This is a genomic window from Amycolatopsis sp. cmx-11-32, from assembly GCF_047608695.1.
In the GTDB taxonomy this organism is placed as follows: domain Bacteria; phylum Actinomycetota; class Actinomycetes; order Mycobacteriales; family Pseudonocardiaceae; genus Amycolatopsis.
On record NZ_JADNQN010000004.1, the window covers coordinates 591734 to 612179 of the forward strand.

A 20446-nucleotide genomic window follows, 5' to 3' on the forward strand; every position below is an offset into this window, starting at 1 on the left:
GTGGGAACGAGATACCCGGTGGTCAAACGGTCACACGTGGTGCCACCCGAACGAGTGGTTCAACTACAGCAGCCGCCTCCGCAGCAGCCGCCGCCCCCACCTGCGGGAACAGGGGCCGGACCGGACGCCGATCCGGTCAGCGCCACGGTCGTCAGCAGCTTGACGGTGTCCCGGTGGCCCTCGGGGCACGGCGCGGGCGCGCCGGACTCGCTCATCGGCCGGAGCAGTTCGAAGGTCTCGGTGCATTCGCGGCAGCGGTAGGCGTAAGTCGGCATGCGCTCATCTTCTCATCCCGGAAGCCGCTCCGGAATGAGAAGCTGGCCGGGTGGAACTGCCTGTCGCGGCGCACGTGCCGCACCTCGGCCAAGTCGTCCCGTCCGTCCTTTCCGCCCTCGGTGCCGCCGAGTTCGCGAACTCGTTGAGCCTCGCCGAGGCGTCCAGTGCCTGCGTCCTGCTGATCGACGGTCTCGGCTGGGAACTGCTGGCCGAGCACACGGCCGACGCGCCCGTGCTCACGCAACTGGCGAAGTCGCCGCTGCGGGTCGGTTTCCCGGCCACGACGGCGGCGGGCCTCGGCGCGATCGGCACCGGGCTGGCCTCGGGCGAGCACGGCCTGGTCGGTTACAGCTTCGAAGTCCCCGGGGCGGGCGTCCTGAACGCGTTGCGCTGGGCCAGTCACGAGGACGGCGGCGATCTCCGCGGCGCGCTTCCGCCGCGCGAGGTCCAACCCCTGCCGACGACGTTCGAGCGCGCGGCGGCCGCCGGGATCACGACCAGCGTGGTCTCGTCGGCGAAGTTCGCGGACACCGCGCTCACCCGCGCGACGCAATCCGGCGCACGCTATGTGGGCGTCCACGCGCTCGGCGACCTGGCAGCGTGCGTCCTGCGCTGTCTCGAGGTGCGGCCGGCGTTCTGCTGGGGCTATCACAGCGAACTCGATATGCTCGGCCACATCTACGGACCGGGTTCGGCGCCATGGCGGATGCAACTGCGGCACGTCGACAAACTGGTCGAGTCCCTTGTGGACGGACTGCCGTCCGGCGCGCTCCTCGCGGTGGTGGCCGACCACGGCATGGTGACCGTCGAGGGCGCGCTCGACATCGACGAGACGCCCGCGCTGCTCGGCGGCGTCCGGGCCATCGGGGGCGAGGTCCGGGCACGGCACGTCTACAGCGAGCCGGGGGCGGAGGCCGACGTGCTGGCGGCCTGGCGCGAGGTGATCGGCGACCGGGCGTGGATCCTCTCTCGCGACGAGGCCGTCGAGGCGGGCTGGTTCGGGCCGGTCGCCGACCGGGTCCGGCCACGGATCGGCGACGTCGTAGTGGCGTCGAAGGAGCGTTTTGGGCTCGTGCGGGAACTGGCCGAGGCCGTCGAGTCCTCGATGGTCGGTCAGCACGGCTCGCTGACCCCGGCGGAACAACTCGTCCCGCTGGTACTCGCGCGCGGCTAGCCCGCGTTTAGTCCTCTAGTTGCGGTCCTTGCATGCGCAACTACCGCAACTAGAGGACTAAACGCGTCAATTCGGCGTCCTGGAGCCTGGCCAGACTTCCCCCGATGGCCACGGCGATGGTGCTCGGCGAGGTGGATCTGTCCGCGGGCACCTGTCGGCGACTGGCACGGGCTCGATATACCGTCTCGGCGTGCCTCGACGTAACCGGCCCGAACGCGGTGGACGCCCAGACCTCGGTGCGTCGACCGGCTGGGCGCGCTCCGAATCGGCCACGGACGGGGAGTGGCTCGTCCGGACCGTGCCCGGTGCGCAGGCCACCAAGGACTACCGCTGCCCCGGCTGTGACCACGAGATCCGGTCGGGGACCCCGCATCTGGTCGTCTGGCCCGCCGACGATACCGGCGGGGTCGCCGACCGCCGCCATTGGCACAGGGCGTGCTGGGACGCGCGGTCCCGGCGCCGCCCCGGCCGCTGGTGATCCTGGTGCCTGATTCAGCGCCGCAGGTGTAGTGAAGGCGCTCCCTCGAACTCCTCCTTCGTGTGGATCTCGAAGCCGAGCCGCTCGGCGACCCGGATCGACGGTTTGTTGGACTCCATGATGTTCGCGATCACCGGGACGTCCGGGATCTCCCGATCCGCCCATTCGACGACGGCGGCCGCCATCTCCGTCGCGTAGCCCTTGCCCCAGGTGAACGGCCAGAAGCGGTACGCGAGGTTCAGCACGCGCTCGCCGTTCCACTCGTGATATCGGACCCCGCCGAAGCCGGCGATCACGTCCGGATCGTCCAAAGCGGACACCGTCATGTAGCCGAAACCATGCTCGGCCCATTGCTTCATCCAGGCGTCGAAGAGTTCGCGCGCACCTTCGATGGTGTGCGGCACCTGGTTGAACTTGTTCGTTTCGGGATCGGCCTGCAGTGCGACGATGTTCTCGCGATCCGCCTCGCGCAGCCGCCGCAGCAGCAGCCTCTCCGTCTTGATCTCTGTCAGCACGGTTCTGACGGTAGACCCAGGGTGCGACAGAATTATCGCCATGAAGGATCTGCCGCTGGTACTGTTGCACGCTTTCCCCGTCGACGCCCGCATGTGGGACCCGGTGCGCGCGCCGCTGTCGGAACGCCTTCGGCTGATCACCCCCGACCAGCGAGGACTCGGCCGCAGCCCGCTGCCGGAAACCGACAGGGAGCCGAACCTGGACGACGCCGCCCGCGACGTCGTGGCGCTGCTCGACCGGCTCGAACTCGACAAGGTCGTCCTCGGCGGCTGCTCGATGGGCGGCTACCTGACGATGGCGGTGCTGCGCGCCGCACCGGAACGCGTGGGCGGTCTCGTGTTCATCGACACCAAGGCGACGGCCGACACTTCCGAAGCCGCGCAGGCTCGGCATGACCTCGCGGCCAGGGTCGAAGCGGAAGGCGCCGGATGGCTGTCCGAAGTCCTCACACCCGGATTGCTCGCCGAGGAAGCCCGCCCCGAGGTGGCCGAACGGCTTCATGAGTTGATCACGACGCAGCCGTCGTCGGGGATCGCGTGGGCGGCGCGCGCGATGGCGGCACGGCCCGATTCGCTCGCGACACTGCGATCGGTGGACGTGCCGGCGCTGGTCGTGGTCGGCGAAGAGGACCGCCTGACCCCGCTCGACGCGGCGAACACCCTGGTGGAGACGCTGCCGGACGCGACACTGGTCGTGCTGCCGGAGGCGGGACATCTGACGCCGCTGGAGGATCCGGCCGGAGTCGTAGAAGCGATCTTGGGCTGGTACCCCGCGTAGAAACGTCTCCCTCGCCCCTTCAAAGGTATAGCGGACAGGGGGACTTGCGGCAAGCCCCCATTGCCGGTCCACAATTCGTGCCTTCACGTTTTGCCGAAGGGGGATTTCCATGCGTGTACTCCTGTCCACTGTCGGGACAAGGGGTGAGGTACAGCCGCTGGTGGCACTGGCGGTGCGGTTGCGGGAACTCGGCCAAGAAGTCCGGCTTTGCGCGCCGCCGGAATTCCGTGAATGGGCCGAAGGTCTCGGGATCTCCTTCGCCCCGCTGGGGCCTGAGCTCAGGTCGACCGCGAGGCCGGGCTCCGAGCTGACCAAAGCGATGGCCACGCCGGAAGGACGGCGCGAGATGGCCGAGGCCATGGTGGTGAACCAGTTCGAGGCGATGCCGGAGGCGGCCGAGGACTGCGACGCCGTCGTCGCGGGAATGGCCTTGAACATCGCCGCCCATTCGGTCGCCGAGCTGAAAGGAATTCCTTATTTCTTTACCGCTCACTGCCCGATAACGCTGCCTTCACTGCACCATCGTCCGCCCGTTTTCCCGGGATGGGCGCCGAAGAACCCCGACGCCGCCATCCCGGCCTTGTGGGCCGACGACGCGGAACGGTGGAACGGGCAATGGGGAGGTGTGCTCCAAGCGCGGCGGAAACTGCTGGGCCTTCCGCCGGTCGAAGACGTTCGCGGGCACATCTTCACCGAGCGGCCGTGGCTGGCCGCCGATCCGGTGCTGGCGCCGTGGCGGGAACCGTCGGCGCTGGACGTGTACCAGACCGGCGCCTGGATCCTGCCGGACCACAGCCCGTTGGCCCCGGAACTGGAGGCGTTCCTCGACGCCGGGGAGCCGCCGGTCTACTTCGGATTCGGGAGCATCCGCGCTCCGGAGGAGATCGCGAAGGCGATGATCGAGGCGGCGAGGGCGAACGGGCGGCGGGCGATCGTGTCCCGCGGCTGGACCGAACTGGCGCTGATCGACGACGAACCCGACTGCATCGCGATCGGGGACGTCAACCAGCAGGCGCTCTTCCCGCGGGTCGCGGCGGCCGTGCACCACGGCGGTGCCGGTACGACCACGGCGGCGACCAGGGCCGGGGTCCCGCAGGTACTCGTTCCGCGGATGTTCGACCAGCCCTACTTCGCGCAGCGCGTCCGGGACCTCGGGATGGGGACCTCGATCACCGGGGAACCGACGGCGGCATCGCTGACCTCGGCGCTTTCCGAGGTGTTGCGGCCGGAGGTCGCGGAGCGGGCGCGTCAGGTCGGTGGTGAGGTGCGGGTCGACGGGACCGATGTGGCGGCGAAGCTGCTGATGACGTCGGTCTAGGCCGGATCGCAAGTAGTCCTCTACTTGCGATCCGGGCCCGGTCGAGTCCCTGTCCCCAATGTGGCATTGGAGACGCTGAGTGTCGCGTCCCCGCCGCGCAACTAGAGGACTAATTGCGCGAGGGGGGAGGGCGCCCACGGCTCGGCCGGGCTCACCTCGACCGCAAGTAGTCGACTACTCGCGGGAGAAGTAGTGCTCCAAGGCCGCCTCGGCTTCCCCGAGTCGCGAAGGGAACCGCCGCGGGATCACGAACCCGCCAGGAAACTCGACAACCGTCGAAGTGCGCTGAACGGCTGCAGCGACGAAGGCGCCACATCCGCCGGGTACGCGGAAAGGACCGAAGGGCCGAGGTCCGCGTAGAGGGCACCGAGGTCCCGGCCGAGCGATCCGCGTCGGGTGTCCTCGAAGTCGAGCCAGCACGGCCCGGCCGCCGTCGCGAAGACGTTTCCCGAGTTGGGCGTCCCCGTGCAGCGGCCGCACAGGCAGGGTCAGGCAGCGCCGCCGCGACCCGTTCGAGTTCTTCGTACAGTCGCGGCGCCGCACCGGCCATGAAGGACCCGTTCCGGTCGAGCAGCGTCCGGAGTTCCCGGATCGGTCCGAGTTCGGGCAGTTCACCGGGGTGATCCATGAGCGCCGCCTTCACTCGCGCGAGTGAAGACGCCACCTCCCGCGGTGGCAGAGTGCCTCCGGGCTCATGGGGCGTGTAGTGCCAGAGAGTGACCGGCAGGCCGTTGGCGAAATGCGGTCCGGCCGGGGGATCCGTGGGTGGTGAGACGACGAGCACATCACGTTCAGTGAGGTGCTTCGACAGTTCGACGTCGCGCGCGAGCCAGTCCACAGGGGACGGCCGGGCGAAGCGCGTCGTTCCCGGTACCCGCGCCACTACCGGACCCAGCCTCACCAGCACGTTCGACTGGAACTGCAAGACCTCGGGATGCCCGGTCGGCAGCCCGTACCGGTCACCGACAGCGATCGCCGCGGCCACTCCCGCCCGGGTGTGTTCGTCGGTCACGGCGCGATCTTGCCAGCCGGTGCGCGCGACGGTCGGTAGTGAGGGCTACGATCCCCACTAGCCGCCGAAACGGGTCCCCACCCCGGCCGACGGCAGAACATTGACCACCACAAGGTTTGAGTGTTGGAGGCAGGAGTGACGGCCGTAGCCCCCAAGCCGATCGCCACGCGCCCATACCCCGCGCGCGAGTCGGTTAAGGGTTCGTACCTGCTGCGGTTGTTCCGCACGACGGACCACAAGCAAATCGGCATCATGTACCTGGTCACGTCGTTCGCCTTCTTCATGGTGGGCGGCGCGATGGCGATGCTGATCCGCTCCGAGCTGGCGCGTCCCGGGCAGCAGTTCCTTTCGCAGGAGCAGTACAACCAGCTGTTCACGATGCACGGCACGATCATGCTGCTGCTGTACGCGACGCCGATCCTCTTCGGATTCGCGAACTTCATCCTGCCGCTGCAGATCGGTTCGCCCGACGTCGCGTTCCCGCGGTTGAACGCGTTCTCGTACTGGCTGTACCTCTTCGGCGGCCTGATCGTGATGTCCGGCTTCCTGACCCCGGGTGGCGCCGCCGACTTCGGCTGGTTCGCCTACACCCCGCTGTCGGACGCCATCCACTCGCCCGGCGTCGGCGCCGACCTGTGGATCTCCGGTCTGGTCGTGTCCGGTCTCGGCACCATCCTCGGTGGCGTCAACATGATCACCACGGTGGTCTGCTTGCGCGCCCCCGGTATGACGATGTACCGGATGCCGATCTTCACCTGGAACATCCTGGTCACCAGCATCCTGATCCTGCTGGCCTTCCCGATCCTGACCGCGGCCCTGATGGGCCTGCTGGCGGACCGGCATCTCGGGGCGCATGTGTTCGACCCCGCGAACGGCGGCGTGATCCTCTGGCAGCACCTGTTCTGGTTCTTCGGCCATCCAGAGGTCTATATCGTGGCCCTGCCGTTCTTCGGGATCGTGTCGGAGATCTTCCCGGTCTTCAGCCGCAAACCGATTTTCGGATACAAGGGCCTGGTCTGGGCGACGCTGGCGATCGCCGCGCTGTCGGTGGCCGTGTGGGCACACCACATGTACGCGACCGGCGCCGTGCTGCTGCCGTTCTTCTCCTTCATGACCTTCCTGATCGCGGTCCCGACGGGCGTGAAGTTCTTCAACTGGATCGGCACGATGTGGAAGGGCCAGCTGTCCTTCGAGACGCCGATGATCTTCTCGATGGGCTTCATCGTCACGTTCCTCTTCGGCGGGCTGACCGGCATCATGCTGGCCGCGCCGGCGATCGACTTCCACGTGTCCGACAGTTACTTCGTCGTCGCGCACTTCCACTACGTGCTTTACGGCACGATCGTGTTCGCTACGTTCGCCGGGATCTACTTCTGGTTCCCGAAGATCACCGGCCGCATGATGGACGAGAAGCTCGGCAAGTGGCACTTCTGGACCACGTTCATCGGCTTCCACGCCACGTTCCTGGTGCAGCACTGGCTGGGCGCCGAAGGTATGCCGCGGCGGTACGCGGACTACCTGCAGTCAGACGGCTTCACCACGCTGAACACGATCTCCACGATCGGCGCGTACATCCTCGGCGCCTCGACGCTGCCGTTCATCTGGAACGTCTTCAAGAGTTACCGGTACGGCGAGATCGTCACGGTGGACGACCCGTGGGGCTACGGCAACTCGCTCGAATGGGCGACGTCCTGCCCGCCGCCGCGGCACAACTTCACCGAGCTGCCGCGGATCCGTTCCGAGCGGCCGGCGTTCGAGCTGCACTACCCGCATATGGTGGAGCGCATCCACAAGGAGGGTGAGATCGGCTTCTTCGGGAAGCAGAAGGTCAACTCCCACCGGGCGCCCTCCCAGGTGCTCACCGAGGCGGCCATGCCGGGTGATCACTCCAAGGACAACTCCAGCGAAAAGTGACCCGATAAGCGGAAATGGCGCGTGCCCTGCCTCACACCGAGGTAAGGCACGCGCCATTCTTGTGCCCGGCTAAGGAAGACTGAGCCCGTGACGCAGACACCAGTTCTCATCACCACCACCGGTCCAGACAAGCCGGGTGTGTCCTCGGTCCTGTTCGCCGTGTTGTCCCGGCACGACGTCGACGTCCTCGACGTGGAACAGGTGGTCATCCGCGGCCAGCTGGTGCTCGGTGTGCTCGCCGGGGTGTACCGCGACCCCGAAGGCCTGCAGGAGTACGTCGAGCAGGCGATGGCCTCGGTCGGGATGCAGGTCGAGGTGAAGATCGGCTCGGCCATCGGCGCCGACCCGTTCGCCATCGGCCAGAAGGACTCGACACACGTCCTGCTGATGCTCGGCCGCCCCGTGACCGCGCGGGCGTTCTCCGACGTCGCGCGCCGCCTCGCCGCGCTGGACGTCAACATCGACTCGATCCGCAGCGTCGCCGACTACCCGGTCACCGGGCTGGAGCTGTACACCTCGCTCGCCCAGGACACGCCGGAGGCCGACGCCGCCTTGCGGGCCGCGCTGGCCGACGCCGCCGTCGCGGCCGGGATCGACATCTCGGTCGAGCGGGCCGGGCTCGCCCGCCGGGCGAAGCGGCTGGTCGTCTTCGACGTCGACTCCACGCTCATCCAGGGTGAGGTCATCGAGATGCTCGGCGCGCACGCCGGCGTCGAACCCCAGGTCCGCGAGATCACCGAAGCCGCGATGCGCGGCGAACTGAACTTCAGTGAGTCGCTGGAGCGCCGTGTCGCGCTGCTGGAAGGGCTCCCCGAGACGGTGCTCGACGAGGTCGCCGCCTCGATCGAACTCACCCCCGGCGCCCGCACGACCATCCGCACGCTGAAGCGGATGGGCTTCCGCTGCGGGGTCGTTTCGGGCGGGTTCACCAAGATCATCCAGTCTCTGGTGGACGACCTCGGCCTCGACTTCGCCGCCGCGAACGAACTCGAAGTGGTCGACGGCAAGCTCACCGGCCGGGTGGTCGGGGAGATCGTCGACCGCGCGGGCAAGGCGACGGCGCTGCGCCGGTTCGCCGAGGAGTACGAGATCTCGCTGCAGCAGTGCGTCGCGGTCGGCGACGGGGCGAACGACATCGACATGCTGTCGGTCGCCGGGATGGGGGTCGCCTTCAACGCGAAGCCCGCGCTGCGCGAGGTGGCCGACACCGCGCTTTCGCACCCGTACCTCGACGCCGTGCTGTTCCTGCTCGGTGTCACGCGGGGCGAGATCGAGGCCGCCGACGCGGCAGACGGTCTCGAACTGTCCCGGCCATGAGCATGTTGGAGCCGTTGGCCGCGCGCTACGCGTACTGGCTGGGCCTGCCGGCCGAGGCCACGGAGGACACCTCGGACGAGGATTCCGCCGAGGTCCGCGCCATGCCGGTGATCCTGCGGATGGAACGCGCCGAACCGCCGTCACGGACCGCTTTGCTGGAGGCCGCCGCGGCGGCGGCCGTCGCGGTCTGCCTCGACGAACGCGCCGGACCCGAGGGTGAGTGGCACGAGCCACTCAAGGCCTGGGTCGACGGCCGGATCCGCAAGGTCGCCCGGCGTGCGCGGGGCGCGCACTGGCGAGCGGTCCAGGAGCTGCCCGGCGTCACGGTCGAGGTCGACGGCGCCGAGGCGCGGGCCTTGCTTCCCGGCCGCGTCGTCGAGACGCCGAAAGAGGTCTCGCGGCTGCAGATCTCCGGGAGCGAACTCCCGGCCGACGAGCCGGGGCCCGCACCGGACGGTGTCCCGCGGTTGCTGCTGAACCCCGAGGTCCCGATGACCGTCGGCAAGGGCTCCGCCCAGGTCGGGCACGCGACGATGATCCTGGCCTCGCTGCTGGACGAGGCCGAACTGACCGCTTGGGCCGAGACCGGTTTCCGCTGCTCGGTGCGGACCCCGCCGGTCGCGACCTGGAAGGCGCTGTACCCGATCGAGGACCCCGAGGGCTCGTGGCGCCGTGACGGTGTCGTGGCGGTCCGCGACGCGGGATTCACCGAGGTCGATCCCGGAACGGTCACTGTCCTGGCCCAAAGGGCTTAACCTCCTATACTCCCCGCATGGGTGACCGGCTGATCGCCGGGCGCTACCGCTTGGAGGAGCGGATCGGCGCCGGAGGTATGGGTGTGGTCTGGCGTGCCACCGACCAGGACCTCGGCCGGGTCGTCGCGCTCAAGCGCTCGCAGGCAGGGGACAGTGGGCAGATCCGGCGCGAGGCGCGGATCGGCGCTGGTCTGCATCATCCGAACGTGGTCACCGTCTTCGACGCGGTGATGGACGGTGACGAGCGCTGGCTCGTCATGGAGTACCTGCCTTCGCGCAGTCTCGCGAACATCCTCGAAACCGACGGCCCACTGCCGCCCGGCAAGGTGGCGAAGATCGGTGTCCAGCTCGCCGCCGCGCTCGCGGCGATGCACGAGAAGGGCATGGTCCACCGCGACCTCAAACCGGGCAATGTCCTGATGGCCGAGGACGGCACCGCCAAACTCACCGACCTCGGCATCGCGCAGTGGGCGGAGGTGACCCGCACCGGGGGTGGTCTCGACGTCGGGACTCCCGGCTACGTCGCGCCTGAGATGGCCGAAGGGCAGCAGGCGGGGGCCGCGGCGGATGTGTTCTCGCTCGGTGCGACGCTGTTCGCCGCCGTCGAGGGCACCTCGGTGTGGGGGGACGGGAACGCGGGACCGTTCGTCCAGCTCCGGCGGGCGACGTCGTACACCCTGGAGCCGATCCGTCAGGCGGGACGGCTGGCGCCGGTGCTGACCGAGTTGCTGCGGCGCAGACCCGCCGGCAGGCCGGACGCCGTCCGCGCCGCCGAGCTGCTGGCCGAAGTCGCGGATGTCGACGTTCCGGTGCGGTCGCGACGTTTCCGGGTGACCAGGCGCGCCGTCGCGATCGGCGCCGTCGCCGCGGTGCTGGTGCTGGTGGGAGGCCTTGTCCACGTCACGAAGGAACCGGCGTCGATCGCGGCTGCCGCGCTCCCCGCCGATTCGGTCGGCGACCCGCGCACGGCGGATCCCTGTGCGCTGGTCGACCCCTCCGTGCTGAAGCGGTTCGGTACCCCCGAGCTGGACACCGCCAACGGCAACTTCAACGCCTGCGGGATCCTGCTGCGCATGAGCCGCGACGACGGTGACATCGTCGACGTCCGGCTCGAATTGACGTTTCCGAAATCGCCGTTGCTGGAGAAGCCGGTTCCGGGGCACTTGAGTGTGCGCGAAATACCGGGCGAACCCGAAGAGAAGTGTGGCCGGGTCATCCCGCTGCCGGACGGCAACCAGGTTTGGGTGCACGCCCGGCACATCCAGGACTGGCATGCCCACCTGTGCGACTACGTCGATCCAGTGGCCGTGCACGCGGCCGAGGTGCTGAACCGGGAACCGCTCAAGCGGCGTCCCGTTCCCTTCCCCGCCGGGACGCTCGGGAGTCTCGACGCCTGCGCGCTGGGCGGGGAGGCACCGCAGGCGATCGTCGGCGGCCCGGCCGCGCCGGATCCGATCTTCGGCAACTGGGAGTGCTACTGGAACCATCGTGAGACGGAGGTGACGATCCGGTTCGAGCGGGAGTGGGCGCCGTTCGAGGCGGACGGCACGCGTGTCGCTCTCGGACCGCGGGAGGCCTTCGTCGAGGTCGCGCCCGAGTGGGAGGCTTGCCAAGCTGAGATCCCGCACCGGACCTTCACCGGGAATGGCCGTGCCATGATCGAGACGGTGGAGATCTACGTCTCGGACAAGGTCAAGAAACCGCCGGAGATGTGCCCGGCGGCGGAGCGGCTCGCCGGGGAGATCGCGCCAAGGCTGCCACCACTCTGAAAGGGAAGACCGTGTCTCTGGAAGTCCAGCGCGACGGCGAGCACCGCTTCGTCGGCCGCAACGAACGCGGTGCCGAGGTCGTGATCGGCCGCAAGGGCGCCGAGGGCGCCTTCTCACCCGCCGAACTGCTTCAGATCGCGGCGGCGGGCTGCTCGGCCGTCACCGCCGAGAACCTCATCACCCGGCGGATCGGGGAAGATTCGAAGTTTCGGGTCGGCGTGACCGCGGACAGGCGCGAAGGCGCTTCGGAACTCGACGCCGTCCATGTGGCCTTCGACGTCGACGTGTCGTCACTGCCCGCTTCGGAGCGGGAGGCGCTCGCGGCGGCGGTGGATCGCGCCATCGAGCGGCTGTGCACGGTGAGCCGGACGTTGAAGAAGGGTGTCCCGGTCACGGAGAGCTTCCCGGCCGAGTAGCCCCCGGGATGTTATGAACGTCCGTTCATAGCACTTCTCTAGTGCTTCGCGGCGTGGCCTTCGGAGCTCCAGACCACGTACGCCTCGTCGGCGTCGGTGGTCATGGCCTCGATGAACTTCTCGTTGTCGAAGCCGGGCAGCGTCTGCAGCCGTTCGATCAGCGCGTCAGCGGCCGGGTCGCCGCTGGGGATCGCCGTGCCCTGCCCATTGGCGCCGGCGAGCATGAAGAAGACGTCTTCTTTCCACGGGCCTTCAGGGATCACTCGGACCACCACCGCGGACAGCTCGGACCACTTGACGGCTTCCTCGCTTCCGTCCGCGAGCTGGCGCCGCACTCCGGTGTCATCGACGCTGACGGTCCGGGATTGTGCATTGGGCGACTCGTGGGACAACCGGTTCTCCCTGTCTTCGGCGTTCTGTTAACGGTACTCGGCCGTGTTCCAGGCCACTCAGGCCGGGGCGGCGGCGTCGAGGCGGCGTAGCGCGTCGCGGGCGACCTTCGGGTCCATGGTGGGCCAGAACGGCGGCAGTGAGGCCCGCAGGAATCCTCCGTAGCGGGCCGTGGCCAGCCGCGAATCCAGGATCGCCACGACGCCTCGATCGCTGACCGAGCGGTGCAGCCGTCCGGTGCCCTGTGCGAGCAGCAGCGCGGCGTGCGTGGCCGCGACGGTGAGGAAACCGTTGCCACCCCTGGCTTCCACGGCTCGCTGCCGCGCCGACGAGACCGGGTCGTCCGGACGCGGGAACGGAATGCGGTCGACCACCACGAGCTGGAGCGACGGGCCGGGCACATCGACGCCCTGCCACAGCGACAGTGTGCCGAACAGGCAGGTGCGCGCGTCTTCGGAGAATTTCTGTACCAGCAGGCCGGTGGAGTCGTCGCCCTGACAGAGGATCGGCACGTCGAGCCGCTCCCGCATCTCCTCGGTGGCCTGTTTCGCCGCGCGCATCGAGGAGAACAGGCCGAGCGTGCGCCCGCCCGCGGCCTCGATCAGCTCGGCCAGTTCGTCCATGGTCGAGGGCTGCAACCCGTCCCGGCCCGGCGGCGGCAGATGCTTGGCCAGGTAGAGGATGCCGTTGCGCTTGTGGTCGAACGGGGAGCCGACGTCGAGCCCGGTCCACTTCGGGCCGTCCTTGTCTTCGCCGTCGGCGGGTGCGGCCTTGTCGGTCGCCGCGCCCGGTGCCTTCTCGACCCTGGCCCCGCCGGGCGGCAGACCCCATTGCCGGGCCATGGTGTCGAAAGTGCCGCCCAGCGTCAGCGTCGCCGATGTGAGGACGGTCGTGTGCTGGTTGAAGACGCGTTCGCGCAGCAGGCCTGCGACACCCAGCGGAGCGACCTTCAGCGCGGGCGGACGCGGGTTGGTGGAAAAGCGGTCCCCGGTCAACCAGACGACGTCGCGCTGATGCGCGTTGTCGTCGTCGAAGGCTTCGAGCAGCCGGACCGCGGTGTCGTGGACCTCTTCGAGCAGCGACCGGGCCAGTTTACGAGCCGTGGCCTCGTCGACCTCCTCCTTCCGGTCCTTGCCGAGCGCGGTGAGGCAGCGGTGCGCGGCGTCGCGGACGGCGGGGACCGCGCCGGTGAGGGCCTGCGGCAGCGAGTCCATGCGGCCCGACGGCAGGTCGTCGAGGATCAGGGCCAGCCCGTCGCTCGCCTCCAGCAGCTGGTCGGCCACTTCGTCGTCGACCAGTTTCCCGCAGCGCCGGGCGGCGGCGGAGACCATGCCGCTGGTCAGCTCGCCGGTGGCCACGGACGTCACGCGGTCGACCAGGTCGTGCGCCTCGTCGACGATCACCAGGTCGTGATCGGGGAGCACCTGATAGCCCTGCAGCGCGTCGATCGCCAGCAGCGCGTGGTTGGTGACGACGACGTCGGCCTTGCCGGCCTCGGCGCGGGACCGTTCCGCGAAGCAGTCGGTGCCGATGGGGCAACGAGAGGCACCAAGGCATTCCCTTGCCGTGACGGAAACCTGGCGCCACGCCTGATCCGAGACACCGGGAACCAGTTCGTCGCGGTCGCCGGTCTCGGTGTCGGACGACCACTCCCGCAGCCGCGTGACCTCCTTGCCCAGCCGGGAGACGGCGAACGGGTCGAACAGCTGCTGATCCTCCGGCTCGTCCGGGGCGCCGGAATCGAGTCGGTGGAGACAGAGGTAGTTACGGCGTCCCTTGAGGATCGCAAAGGTGGGCTCACGGCCGAGGGGCTTCTTCAGCGCCTTCGCGAGCCGGGGGAGGTCTCGGTCGACCAGTTGGCGTTGCAGGGCGATGGTGGCCGTGGAGACCACGACCGTGGCCTCCTTCTCGACCGCGTGCCGGATCGCGGGAACGAGGTAGGCCAACGATTTCCCGGTGCCGGTGCCCGCCTGCACGGCGAGGTGCTCGCCGGTCCGGATGGCGCGGCCGACGGCGTCCGCCATCCGCACCTGGCCCTCGCGCTCGGCACCACCCACGGACTCGACCGCGTGGGTCAGGAGTTCGAGGACACCGGGGAAGTCAGCACGGGTTGGCACGGGACAAGACGATAGCCGGGCCCACCGTCAGGATTCTGCGGCCCGTGTGATGAACGGGACTTTCCTTGCGAATTCTGCAAGGAAAGTCCCGTTCATCACACGCCGGACAGCGGTGAAAGGGCCGGTCACGCGTCCTTGCGGCTGTGCTTGTCTTCAAGGAGAGGCGAGACCAGCGCCCAGGTGCCCGGAAGCAGCGCCGCCGCGATGGCGATTTTCAGCGCGTCACCGATCAGGAACGGCACGACGCCCCTCTCCAGCCCGGTCGACAGGCTGTACCCGGCCGAGGCCATCAGCCACGACACGCCGAACGAGTAGATGACGAGGTTGCCGAGCACCATCGTGCCCGCGGTGCGCAGCGGCGTGCGGTCCCCGCCGCGGCCGGCGAGCGCGCCCACCAGGGCGCCGGCGAAAACGAACCCGACGATGTAGCCGGCGCTGAGGCCGAACAGTCCCGACGAGCCGTTCTGGAACCAGCCGAAGCCGGCCGCGCCGACGGCGAGGTACAGCGCCATCGACAGCGCGCCGCGCTTCCAGCCGAGCGCCGTGCCGACCAGCAGGGCGGCGAACGTCTGGCCGGTCATCGGCACCGGCGAGCCGGGCACCGGGATCATGATCTGCGCGGCCGCACCGGTCAGCGCGGCACCACCGGCGACCAGGATCGCGTCACGGACCAGTGCGCCGGGAACGAGGTCGGCGAGGACGACACGACGGTCGGCCACAGACAGCGAAGACACTCAGACCTCCTGTGAGTACACGAATGTGAACCGAGGTTAACGCCAGGCGACTGGTCGCGGTCCGAATGTCGGCCACCTCACGGTCCTTGCCGATCCCCTCGTCCGGGTGGCAAGCCCCGCGTTTCGTCCTCTAGTTGCGGTCCTTGCACACGCAAGTACCGCAACTAGAGGACTAATTGCGGAAAGGGCTTAAGTGCGCGAGACGTACTTCGCGGCCGCGGCGACGAACTCGCTCGCCCTGGTCGCGAGATCCGTCAGCGACCCGCTGGAGGTGAGTGAGTCACCCAGCAGCGGCGTCGCGGCGGCGACGGCGATCGAACCCGACTCGAGGTACTTCGCGACGTCGGCGAGGTGGACGCCGCCGGTCGGCACCAGCGGGATGTCCGGCATCGGCGCCCGGATCGCCCGCAGGTAGGCGACCCCGCCGACGGCGGCGACCGGGAACACCTTCACCGCGGCCGCGCCGAGGCGCCAGGCCTGGTCGATCTCGGTCGGGGTCAGCGCGCCGCAGACCACCGGCAGCCCGCGTTCGTGCGCGCGCTCCAAGACCAGCGGATTCACCGTGGGCGTGACCAGGAACATCGCGCCCGCGTCCGCCGCGATGTCCACATCGGACGGTTCACGGACGCTCCCGGCGCCGACGTGCGCGTCGTCGCCGAGCTTCTTGCGGATGGCCGCGATGGCTTCCGGTGCGCCCGGCGTGGTCAACGCCGCTTCGAGCACCCGGACGCCTGCCGCGTGAAGCACCGTCGCGGCGTCGGCGAAGCGGTTCGCGTTGTCGGCTCGCAGGATCGCGATGAGCCGGTTTTCGATCAGGGTGTCCTGGAGGTGGTGCTGGATCATGCGGCCGGGACCGGCGCCTTCCCGGTGTAGGTCACGCCGGCCTCGTCGAAGTCCTTGAGCGAGGCGTCGACCGTCGGCTGCGAACCGCCGACGGTGAGGTCCAGCAGCACTCGCACGGTGAAGCCCGCCTTCGCCGCGTCGAGCGCCGTGGCGCGTACGCAGAAGTCGGTCGCGATGCCGACGACGTCGACCTCGGTGACGTCGTGTTCCTTCAGCCAGGCCTCGAGCGTCTTGCCGTCGCGCGCGTTGCCCTCGAAGCCCGAGTACGCGGCGGTGTACTCGCCCTTGGAGAAGACCTCGCTGATCGGGACCACGTCGAGCGCCGGATGGAACGAAGCGCCGGAAGTACCCGCGACGCAGTGCCGCGGCCAGCTGTCCTTGAAGTCCGGCGTCTCGCTGAAGTGGTCGCCCGGGTCGATGTGGTAGTCACGGGTGGCGACGACGTGCGCGTAGCCACCCTCGGCGGCCTGCTTGGAGATCGCTTCGGCGGCGGCGGCGCCACCGGGCAGGCCGAGCGACCCGCCTTCGCAGAAGTCGTTCTGCACATCGACCACGATCAGGGCGGTCCCCATGTGTTGCTCCTGAGTTCTCTTCAGACGAATACGGTCGGGATGGCGGGCTCCCCGTGCGAGAGCTTGAGGCCCTCCCACGGCAGGCTCACCAAGGCCCGGCGAAGCCGCTGGCGCGCGTCGTCCAGCGTGGGCAAATCATCCACCGTCCGGCCGTCCCGGACCAGCGGAATCTGTAATTCGTGGTCGTTCGGTCCCTGTTCCGGGACCTCTGAGGCGGCCGTCCAGATCACCTCTTCGACGGCGGTGCCGGTGTCGCGGTGCCGTCGCAGCGCGGATTTCCGGCCGCCGCGGGACTCCTTGTGCGCGCTGCGCTTGGCGACCGGTTTGCCGTCGACATCGACGAGTTTGTAGACCATCCCGGCGGTCGGCGCGCCGGAGCCGGTGACGACCGAGGTGCCGACGCCGTACGCGTCGACGGGTTCCGCCCGGAGCGCCGCGATGGCGTGTTCGTCGAGGTCACCGGACACCACGATGCGGGTGTCCTTGGCGCCGAGGGCATCCAGTTGTTCGCGGGCCCTGCGGGCCAGCGGGCCCACGTCACCGGAGTCGATGCGGATCGCGCCGAGCTCGGTCCCGGCCACCCGGACGGCTGTTTCGATGCCCTGGGTGATGTCGTAGGTGTCCACCAGGAGTGTGGTGTCGGCGCCCATCTTGTCCACCTGCGCGCGGAACGCCTCCTCTTCGCTGTCGTGCAGCAACATGAAGGCGTGCGCGACGGTGCCCCGCGTCGGGATCCCGTAGCGGCGTCCGGCTTCGAGGTTGGACGTCGTGGCGAAACCGGCGAGGTACGCGGCCCGCGCGGCGGCGACGGCTGCCCACTCGTGGGTGCGGCGCCCGCCCATCTCGATGATCGGCCTGCCGTGCGCGGCGCCCGACATGCGCGCCGCCGCGGACGCGATCGCGCTGTCGTGGTTCAGGATCGACAGGATCAGCGTCTCCAGCACGACGGCCTCGCCGAAGGAACCGGTGACGGTCAGGATCGGGGAGCCGGGGAAGTACAGCTCGCCCTCGGGGTAACCGTCGATGTTCCCCGAGAAGGAGTAGTCCGCGAGCCACGAAAGGGTGGCGTCGTCGACGACAGCGGTCGCTTCCAGCTGGCTCAGCTCGGCGTCGGTGAACCGGAAGTCCGCGATCGAGTCGAGGACCCGGCCGGTGCCCGCGACGACGCCGTAGCGACGGCCGTCGGGCAGGCGACGGGCGAAGACCTCGAAGACGCACGGCCGATCCGCTGTCCCGTCGGCCAGGGCGCTGGCCAGCATGGTCAGCTCGTAGTGGTCGGTGAGCAACGCGGTGCCGGCGCTAGTGGCCGCCTCGGGGAAACCCATGCGGCCAGCCTATTCACTCACATGGCCGGACCTGCCAGCCCGTACCGGGTTGGGCCCGTGACACCATGGAGTGCATGTCCACGCCTGTCGCATCCGAGCAGACGCAGGTTGATCCACAGGGAGTAGAAGTCGCCTCTGAGGACAGCCCCTGGCGGACGGTCGTCTGGAACGATCCGGTGAACCTCATGTCGTACGTGACGTACGTGTTCCAGAAGCTGTTCGGTTACAGCCGGGACCACGCGACGAAACTGATGCTCGACGTGCACCAGAAGGGCAAGGCGATCGTGTCCTCCGGTTCGAAGGAGAAGGTCGAGACCGACGTCGCGAAACTGCACGCGGCCGGTCTCTGGGCGACGATGGAGCAGCCGTCATGAACGGATGGCGCCGCAAAGGCGAAACCATCGTCGCCGGGTTCGAGCAGCAGGAGGCCGCGGTTCTTCGCGGTCTGGTCAGCCAGCTGGAGGACATGCTCACCGCGCGCGCCGAGGAGGCGCCGCAGGACGAGCTGGCGGAGCTGACCGGGATCCGCACGGGCCCGACCGAGTCACCCGACGATCCGGTGCTTTCGCGGCTGTTGCCGGACTTCCACAAGCTGGACCCGGACAACCCGACCCGCGAGGACATCGATTCGGCCGCCGCGATGCGGTCGATCCACGAGCCCGATCTGCTGGACAAGAAGGTCGGCGTCGCCAAAATCGTGCTGGACACGCTGCCGCGTGACGGCGGTGACGTGCGGCTGACCTTCGAGCAGGCCGACGCGTGGCTTGGCGCGCTCAACGACGTCCGGCTGGCGCTGGGCACCGCGCTCGACGTCACCGACGACATGCCCGACGAACTGCCCGAGGACGATCCCCGCGCGCCGCATCTCGGCGTCTACCACTGGTTGACCTGGGTGCAGGAGACCCTCATCCAGTCGCTGACCTCATGATCACCGACGTGCCAGGGGTGCTGGTCGGGCACCACGAGCGGGTCGGTGGCGGCTGGGCGACCGGGACGACGGTCGTGCTGGTCCCCGGCGGTGCCGTCGGGGCAGTCGACCAGCGCGGCGGCGCGCCCGGCACGCGGGAGACCAATCTGCTGGAGCCGGAGAACCTGGTCCAGCACGTCAACGCGATCTGCCTGTCGGGTGGGAGCGCGTACGGCCTGGCCGCGGCGGACGGCGTCATGCGCTGGCTCGCCGAACGGAACCTGGGCATCCCGGTCGGTGCCGAGCCGCACGAGGTGGTGCCGATCGTGCCAGCCGCGGTGCTGTTCGACCTGCCGCGCAGTGACTGGGGAAACCGTCCGGACGCTTCTTTCGGCTACGCGGCCTGTGAGTCGGCCGTTGCCGGTCCTGTGCCGCTGGGGACCGTCGGCGCGGGTGCCGGGGCGAAGGCGGGATCACTCAAAGGTGGGATCGGGACGGCCTCGGAACGGGTCGGTGAGTTCACCGTCGGCGTCGTGGCCGCCGTGAACGCCGCCGGTGAGGCCGTCGGCCTCTCGACCGGCCGTGCCTTCGCGGCGGATCACGAGGTCGACGGCGAGTTCGGCGTCCGCTGGCCTGACCGGCCAGGTGAGGTCGAGGCGAAGACCGCCGGGCTCAACACGACCATCGGCGTGGTCGCGGTCGACGCGGCGTTGTCCAAGGCGGAGGCGCGACGGCTCGCCGTGGCCGCGCAGGACGGTCTCGCCAGGGCCGTGCGGCCCGCGCACACGATGTTCGACGGCGACACGGTCTTCGCGCTGGCGACCGGCGAGCGGGAACTACCCGGCGGCGCGGGCCCGGTCGCGGCGACGCGACGGGCGGCGGTGCTGGACACGCTGTGCTCGGCCGCCGCGCGGGTGTTCGGGCGGACGATGGTGCACGGTGTGCTGAACGCCACTTCGGCAGGCGGCATGCGCGCGTACCGCGACGTGTGGCCTGAGGCCTTCGCGTAACTCGACGCGCGTAACGCGGAACGGGTGCGGACGATCAAGTCGGCATGCGACAAGGGGGCTTGTGGATCGTCGAGATCCACAATGACCACATCAACACCGACACGGGCGTCTCGCTGGTGATCGAGGAGCTGATCGGCCTGTCCACCGATGACGCGCGCCAGATGGCCGAGGACATCCATCAACACGGCCAGGGCGACTTCACGCCCGTGGCTCAGGCCGAGGCGGAGCGACTGGTCGCCGCGTTCCAGGTCCGCGGCCTCAACGCGAAGCTGCGGAAAGCCCGGCGTGCGTGACGCGGCGCGGGTGGCACCCGAGGGCGACGGCGCCCGGATCGACATGGCGGAGAACGTGGCCGAGGTGCTGCGGTTCATCCTGACCGACTTCGCGGGCGCGCTGGCCGCCGACCCCGTGGGCCCGGACGGGGTGCCCGACGATCTGCTGTTCCCGGACGCCTACCCCCGAAAGGCCGCCAGCGCCGATTTCCGGGCGAGGCACGGCCGGGCCATGCGGGGTGAGGTCGTCGCCGCGGTGGCCCGCGTTCTCGCGGCCTGGCCGGGCGGGCAGGTCCTGACCCTCGACCGGGGCGGGGTGCAGGACCTGCGTCTCACGCTCGTCCACGCCCAGGTCCGGTACCTGCGCAAGCCGCGGTGGAAGTCCGACCCGCCGGACGAACGCTATGCGAAAAAAGACCGCGAGGTGAAGTCCCTGTGGCTTCAGAAGCTCGAGCTCATGATCACCGCGGCGCTCTACGTCGATCCGGCCGAGCCGGTCATCTACACGCTCTGAGTGGCGGCAATCTCAGAGTGTGGAAGGCGCCTGTCCAGCA

At 69.3% G+C, this 20446-nt stretch carries 22 protein-coding genes; 14 read left to right on the top strand and 8 right to left on the bottom strand.

Annotation, left to right across the window (positions count from 1 at the left end):
* Positions 1-59: 59 nt before the first annotated feature.
* Positions 60-275, bottom strand: a complete 216-nt coding sequence (locus ACM6LR_RS15265) for an FmdB family zinc ribbon protein (protein WP_414939294.1) — start codon at positions 273-275, stop codon at positions 60-62.
* A 50-nt stretch (positions 276-325) separates the two neighbouring features.
* Here ACM6LR_RS15265 and ACM6LR_RS15270 point away from each other — a divergent pair, with 50 nt between their 5' ends.
* Positions 326-1450, top strand: coding sequence for an alkaline phosphatase family protein (locus tag ACM6LR_RS15270; protein WP_414939293.1), 1125 nt, complete (start codon positions 326-328; stop codon positions 1448-1450).
* Positions 1451-1640: 190 nt separating this feature from the next.
* Positions 1641-1928, top strand: a complete 288-nt coding sequence (locus ACM6LR_RS15275; protein ID WP_414943983.1) for a hypothetical protein — start codon at positions 1641-1643, stop codon at positions 1926-1928.
* A gap of 14 nt (positions 1929-1942) precedes the next feature.
* On the opposite strand, the gene ACM6LR_RS15280 is transcribed toward ACM6LR_RS15275, so the two are convergent.
* Positions 1943-2443, bottom strand: coding sequence for a GNAT family N-acetyltransferase (locus ACM6LR_RS15280; protein ID WP_414939291.1), 501 nt, complete (start codon positions 2441-2443; stop codon positions 1943-1945).
* A 40-nt stretch (positions 2444-2483) separates the two neighbouring features.
* Here ACM6LR_RS15280 and ACM6LR_RS15285 point away from each other — a divergent pair, with 40 nt between their 5' ends.
* The 7 genes from ACM6LR_RS15285 to ACM6LR_RS15315 all read left to right on the top strand — a co-directional run bounded on the left by ACM6LR_RS15285 (position 2484) and on the right by ACM6LR_RS15315 (position 11722).
* Entirely contained in the window at positions 2484-3221 is a 738-nt protein-coding gene (locus tag ACM6LR_RS15285; RefSeq protein ID WP_414939290.1) for an alpha/beta fold hydrolase, read from the top strand.
* 109 nt (positions 3222-3330) lie between these two features.
* Positions 3331-4539 (top strand): glycosyltransferase, encoded by a 1209-nt coding sequence (locus ACM6LR_RS15290; protein ID WP_414939289.1) that lies wholly within the window; start codon positions 3331-3333, stop codon positions 4537-4539.
* A gap of 1147 nt (positions 4540-5686) precedes the next feature.
* Positions 5687-7465, top strand: a complete 1779-nt coding sequence (ctaD, locus tag ACM6LR_RS15295; RefSeq protein WP_414939288.1) for a cytochrome c oxidase subunit I — start codon at positions 5687-5689, stop codon at positions 7463-7465.
* 87 nt (positions 7466-7552) lie between these two features.
* Positions 7553-8782 carry a phosphoserine phosphatase SerB gene (serB, locus tag ACM6LR_RS15300; protein ID WP_414939287.1) on the top strand — a complete coding sequence of 410 codons (1230 nt, stop codon included), beginning with the start codon at positions 7553-7555 and terminating at the stop codon, positions 8780-8782.
* Positions 8779-9537, top strand: a complete 759-nt coding sequence (locus ACM6LR_RS15305) for a peptidyl-tRNA hydrolase (protein WP_414943984.1) — start codon at positions 8779-8781, stop codon at positions 9535-9537. The genes serB and ACM6LR_RS15305 overlap by 4 nt, the downstream gene beginning before the upstream one ends.
* 17 nt (positions 9538-9554) lie before the next feature.
* On the top strand, positions 9555-11306 hold the full coding sequence (locus ACM6LR_RS15310) for a serine/threonine-protein kinase (RefSeq protein WP_414943985.1): 1752 nt from the start codon (positions 9555-9557) through the stop codon (positions 11304-11306).
* 11 nt (positions 11307-11317) lie between these two features.
* Complete coding sequence (locus ACM6LR_RS15315; RefSeq protein ID WP_414939284.1) at positions 11318-11722, top strand: OsmC family protein; 405 nt, start codon at positions 11318-11320, stop codon at positions 11720-11722.
* Positions 11723-11760: 38 nt separating this feature from the next.
* Here the strand turns inward: ACM6LR_RS15315 and ACM6LR_RS15320 are convergent, their stop codons facing one another.
* The 6 genes from ACM6LR_RS15320 to ACM6LR_RS15345 form a co-directional block, all read right to left on the bottom strand.
* A complete protein-coding gene (locus ACM6LR_RS15320) occupies positions 11761-12114 on the bottom strand; it encodes a hypothetical protein (RefSeq protein ID WP_414939283.1) in 354 nt (117 codons plus the stop codon).
* A 57-nt stretch (positions 12115-12171) separates the two neighbouring features.
* On the bottom strand, positions 12172-14229 hold the full coding sequence (locus ACM6LR_RS15325) for an ATP-dependent DNA helicase (RefSeq protein ID WP_414939282.1): 2058 nt from the start codon (positions 14227-14229) through the stop codon (positions 12172-12174).
* Positions 14230-14354: 125 nt separating this feature from the next.
* A complete protein-coding gene (locus ACM6LR_RS15330) occupies positions 14355-14963 on the bottom strand; it encodes a biotin transporter BioY (RefSeq protein ID WP_414943986.1) in 609 nt (202 codons plus the stop codon).
* Between the two features lie 189 nt (positions 14964-15152).
* Positions 15153-15806 carry a bifunctional 4-hydroxy-2-oxoglutarate aldolase/2-dehydro-3-deoxy-phosphogluconate aldolase gene (locus ACM6LR_RS15335; protein ID WP_414939280.1) on the bottom strand — a complete coding sequence of 218 codons (654 nt, stop codon included), beginning with the start codon at positions 15804-15806 and terminating at the stop codon, positions 15153-15155.
* Positions 15803-16378: an isochorismatase family protein gene (locus tag ACM6LR_RS15340; protein WP_414939279.1), complete on the bottom strand. Its 576-nt coding sequence runs from the start codon at positions 16376-16378 to the stop codon at positions 15803-15805. The genes ACM6LR_RS15335 and ACM6LR_RS15340 overlap by 4 nt, the downstream gene beginning before the upstream one ends.
* A 20-nt stretch (positions 16379-16398) precedes the next feature.
* Positions 16399-17703: a nicotinate phosphoribosyltransferase gene (locus tag ACM6LR_RS15345; RefSeq protein ID WP_414939278.1), complete on the bottom strand. Its 1305-nt coding sequence runs from the start codon at positions 17701-17703 to the stop codon at positions 16399-16401.
* 74 nt (positions 17704-17777) lie between these two features.
* Here ACM6LR_RS15345 and clpS point away from each other — a divergent pair, with 74 nt between their 5' ends.
* The 5 genes from clpS to ACM6LR_RS15370 are packed head-to-tail and all read left to right on the top strand — an operon-like array spanning position 17778 to position 20406.
* Positions 17778-18077: an ATP-dependent Clp protease adapter ClpS gene (gene clpS / locus ACM6LR_RS15350; RefSeq protein WP_414939277.1), complete on the top strand. Its 300-nt coding sequence runs from the start codon at positions 17778-17780 to the stop codon at positions 18075-18077.
* Positions 18074-18631 (top strand): DUF2017 domain-containing protein, encoded by a 558-nt coding sequence (locus tag ACM6LR_RS15355; protein ID WP_414939276.1) that lies wholly within the window; start codon positions 18074-18076, stop codon positions 18629-18631. The genes clpS and ACM6LR_RS15355 overlap by 4 nt, the downstream gene beginning before the upstream one ends.
* Complete coding sequence (locus tag ACM6LR_RS15360; RefSeq protein WP_414943987.1) at positions 18628-19620, top strand: P1 family peptidase; 993 nt, start codon at positions 18628-18630, stop codon at positions 19618-19620. Before ACM6LR_RS15355 ends, ACM6LR_RS15360 begins: the two co-directional genes overlap by 4 nt.
* A gap of 59 nt (positions 19621-19679) precedes the next feature.
* Positions 19680-19913 (top strand): ATP-dependent Clp protease adaptor ClpS, encoded by a 234-nt coding sequence (locus tag ACM6LR_RS15365; RefSeq protein ID WP_414939274.1) that lies wholly within the window; start codon positions 19680-19682, stop codon positions 19911-19913.
* Entirely contained in the window at positions 19906-20406 is a 501-nt protein-coding gene (locus ACM6LR_RS15370) for a hypothetical protein (RefSeq protein ID WP_414939273.1), read from the top strand. The genes ACM6LR_RS15365 and ACM6LR_RS15370 overlap by 8 nt, the downstream gene beginning before the upstream one ends.
* Positions 20407-20446: the final 40 nt, after the last annotated feature.

Coding starts and splice junctions, on each gene's coding strand:
- ACM6LR_RS15340 (WP_414939279.1), bottom strand. CDS start 16,378: ATGGGGACCGCCCTGATCGTGGTCGATGTGCAGAACGACTTCTGCGAA.
- ACM6LR_RS15345 (WP_414939278.1), bottom strand. CDS start 17,703: ATGGGTTTCCCCGAGGCGGCCACTAGCGCCGGCACCGCGTTGCTCACC.
- ACM6LR_RS15285 (WP_414939290.1), top strand. CDS start 2,484: ATGAAGGATCTGCCGCTGGTACTGTTGCACGCTTTCCCCGTCGACGCC.
- ACM6LR_RS15305 (WP_414943984.1), top strand. CDS start 8,779: ATGAGCATGTTGGAGCCGTTGGCCGCGCGCTACGCGTACTGGCTGGGC.
- ACM6LR_RS15310 (WP_414943985.1), top strand. CDS start 9,555: ATGGGTGACCGGCTGATCGCCGGGCGCTACCGCTTGGAGGAGCGGATC.
- ACM6LR_RS15355 (WP_414939276.1), top strand. CDS start 18,074: ATGAACGGATGGCGCCGCAAAGGCGAAACCATCGTCGCCGGGTTCGAG.
- clpS (WP_414939277.1), top strand. CDS start 17,778: ATGTCCACGCCTGTCGCATCCGAGCAGACGCAGGTTGATCCACAGGGA.
- ACM6LR_RS15265 (WP_414939294.1), bottom strand. CDS start 275: ATGCCGACTTACGCCTACCGCTGCCGCGAATGCACCGAGACCTTCGAA.
- ACM6LR_RS15290 (WP_414939289.1), top strand. CDS start 3,331: ATGCGTGTACTCCTGTCCACTGTCGGGACAAGGGGTGAGGTACAGCCG.
- ACM6LR_RS15360 (WP_414943987.1), top strand. CDS start 18,628: ATGATCACCGACGTGCCAGGGGTGCTGGTCGGGCACCACGAGCGGGTC.
- ACM6LR_RS15335 (WP_414939280.1), bottom strand. CDS start 15,806: ATGATCCAGCACCACCTCCAGGACACCCTGATCGAAAACCGGCTCATC.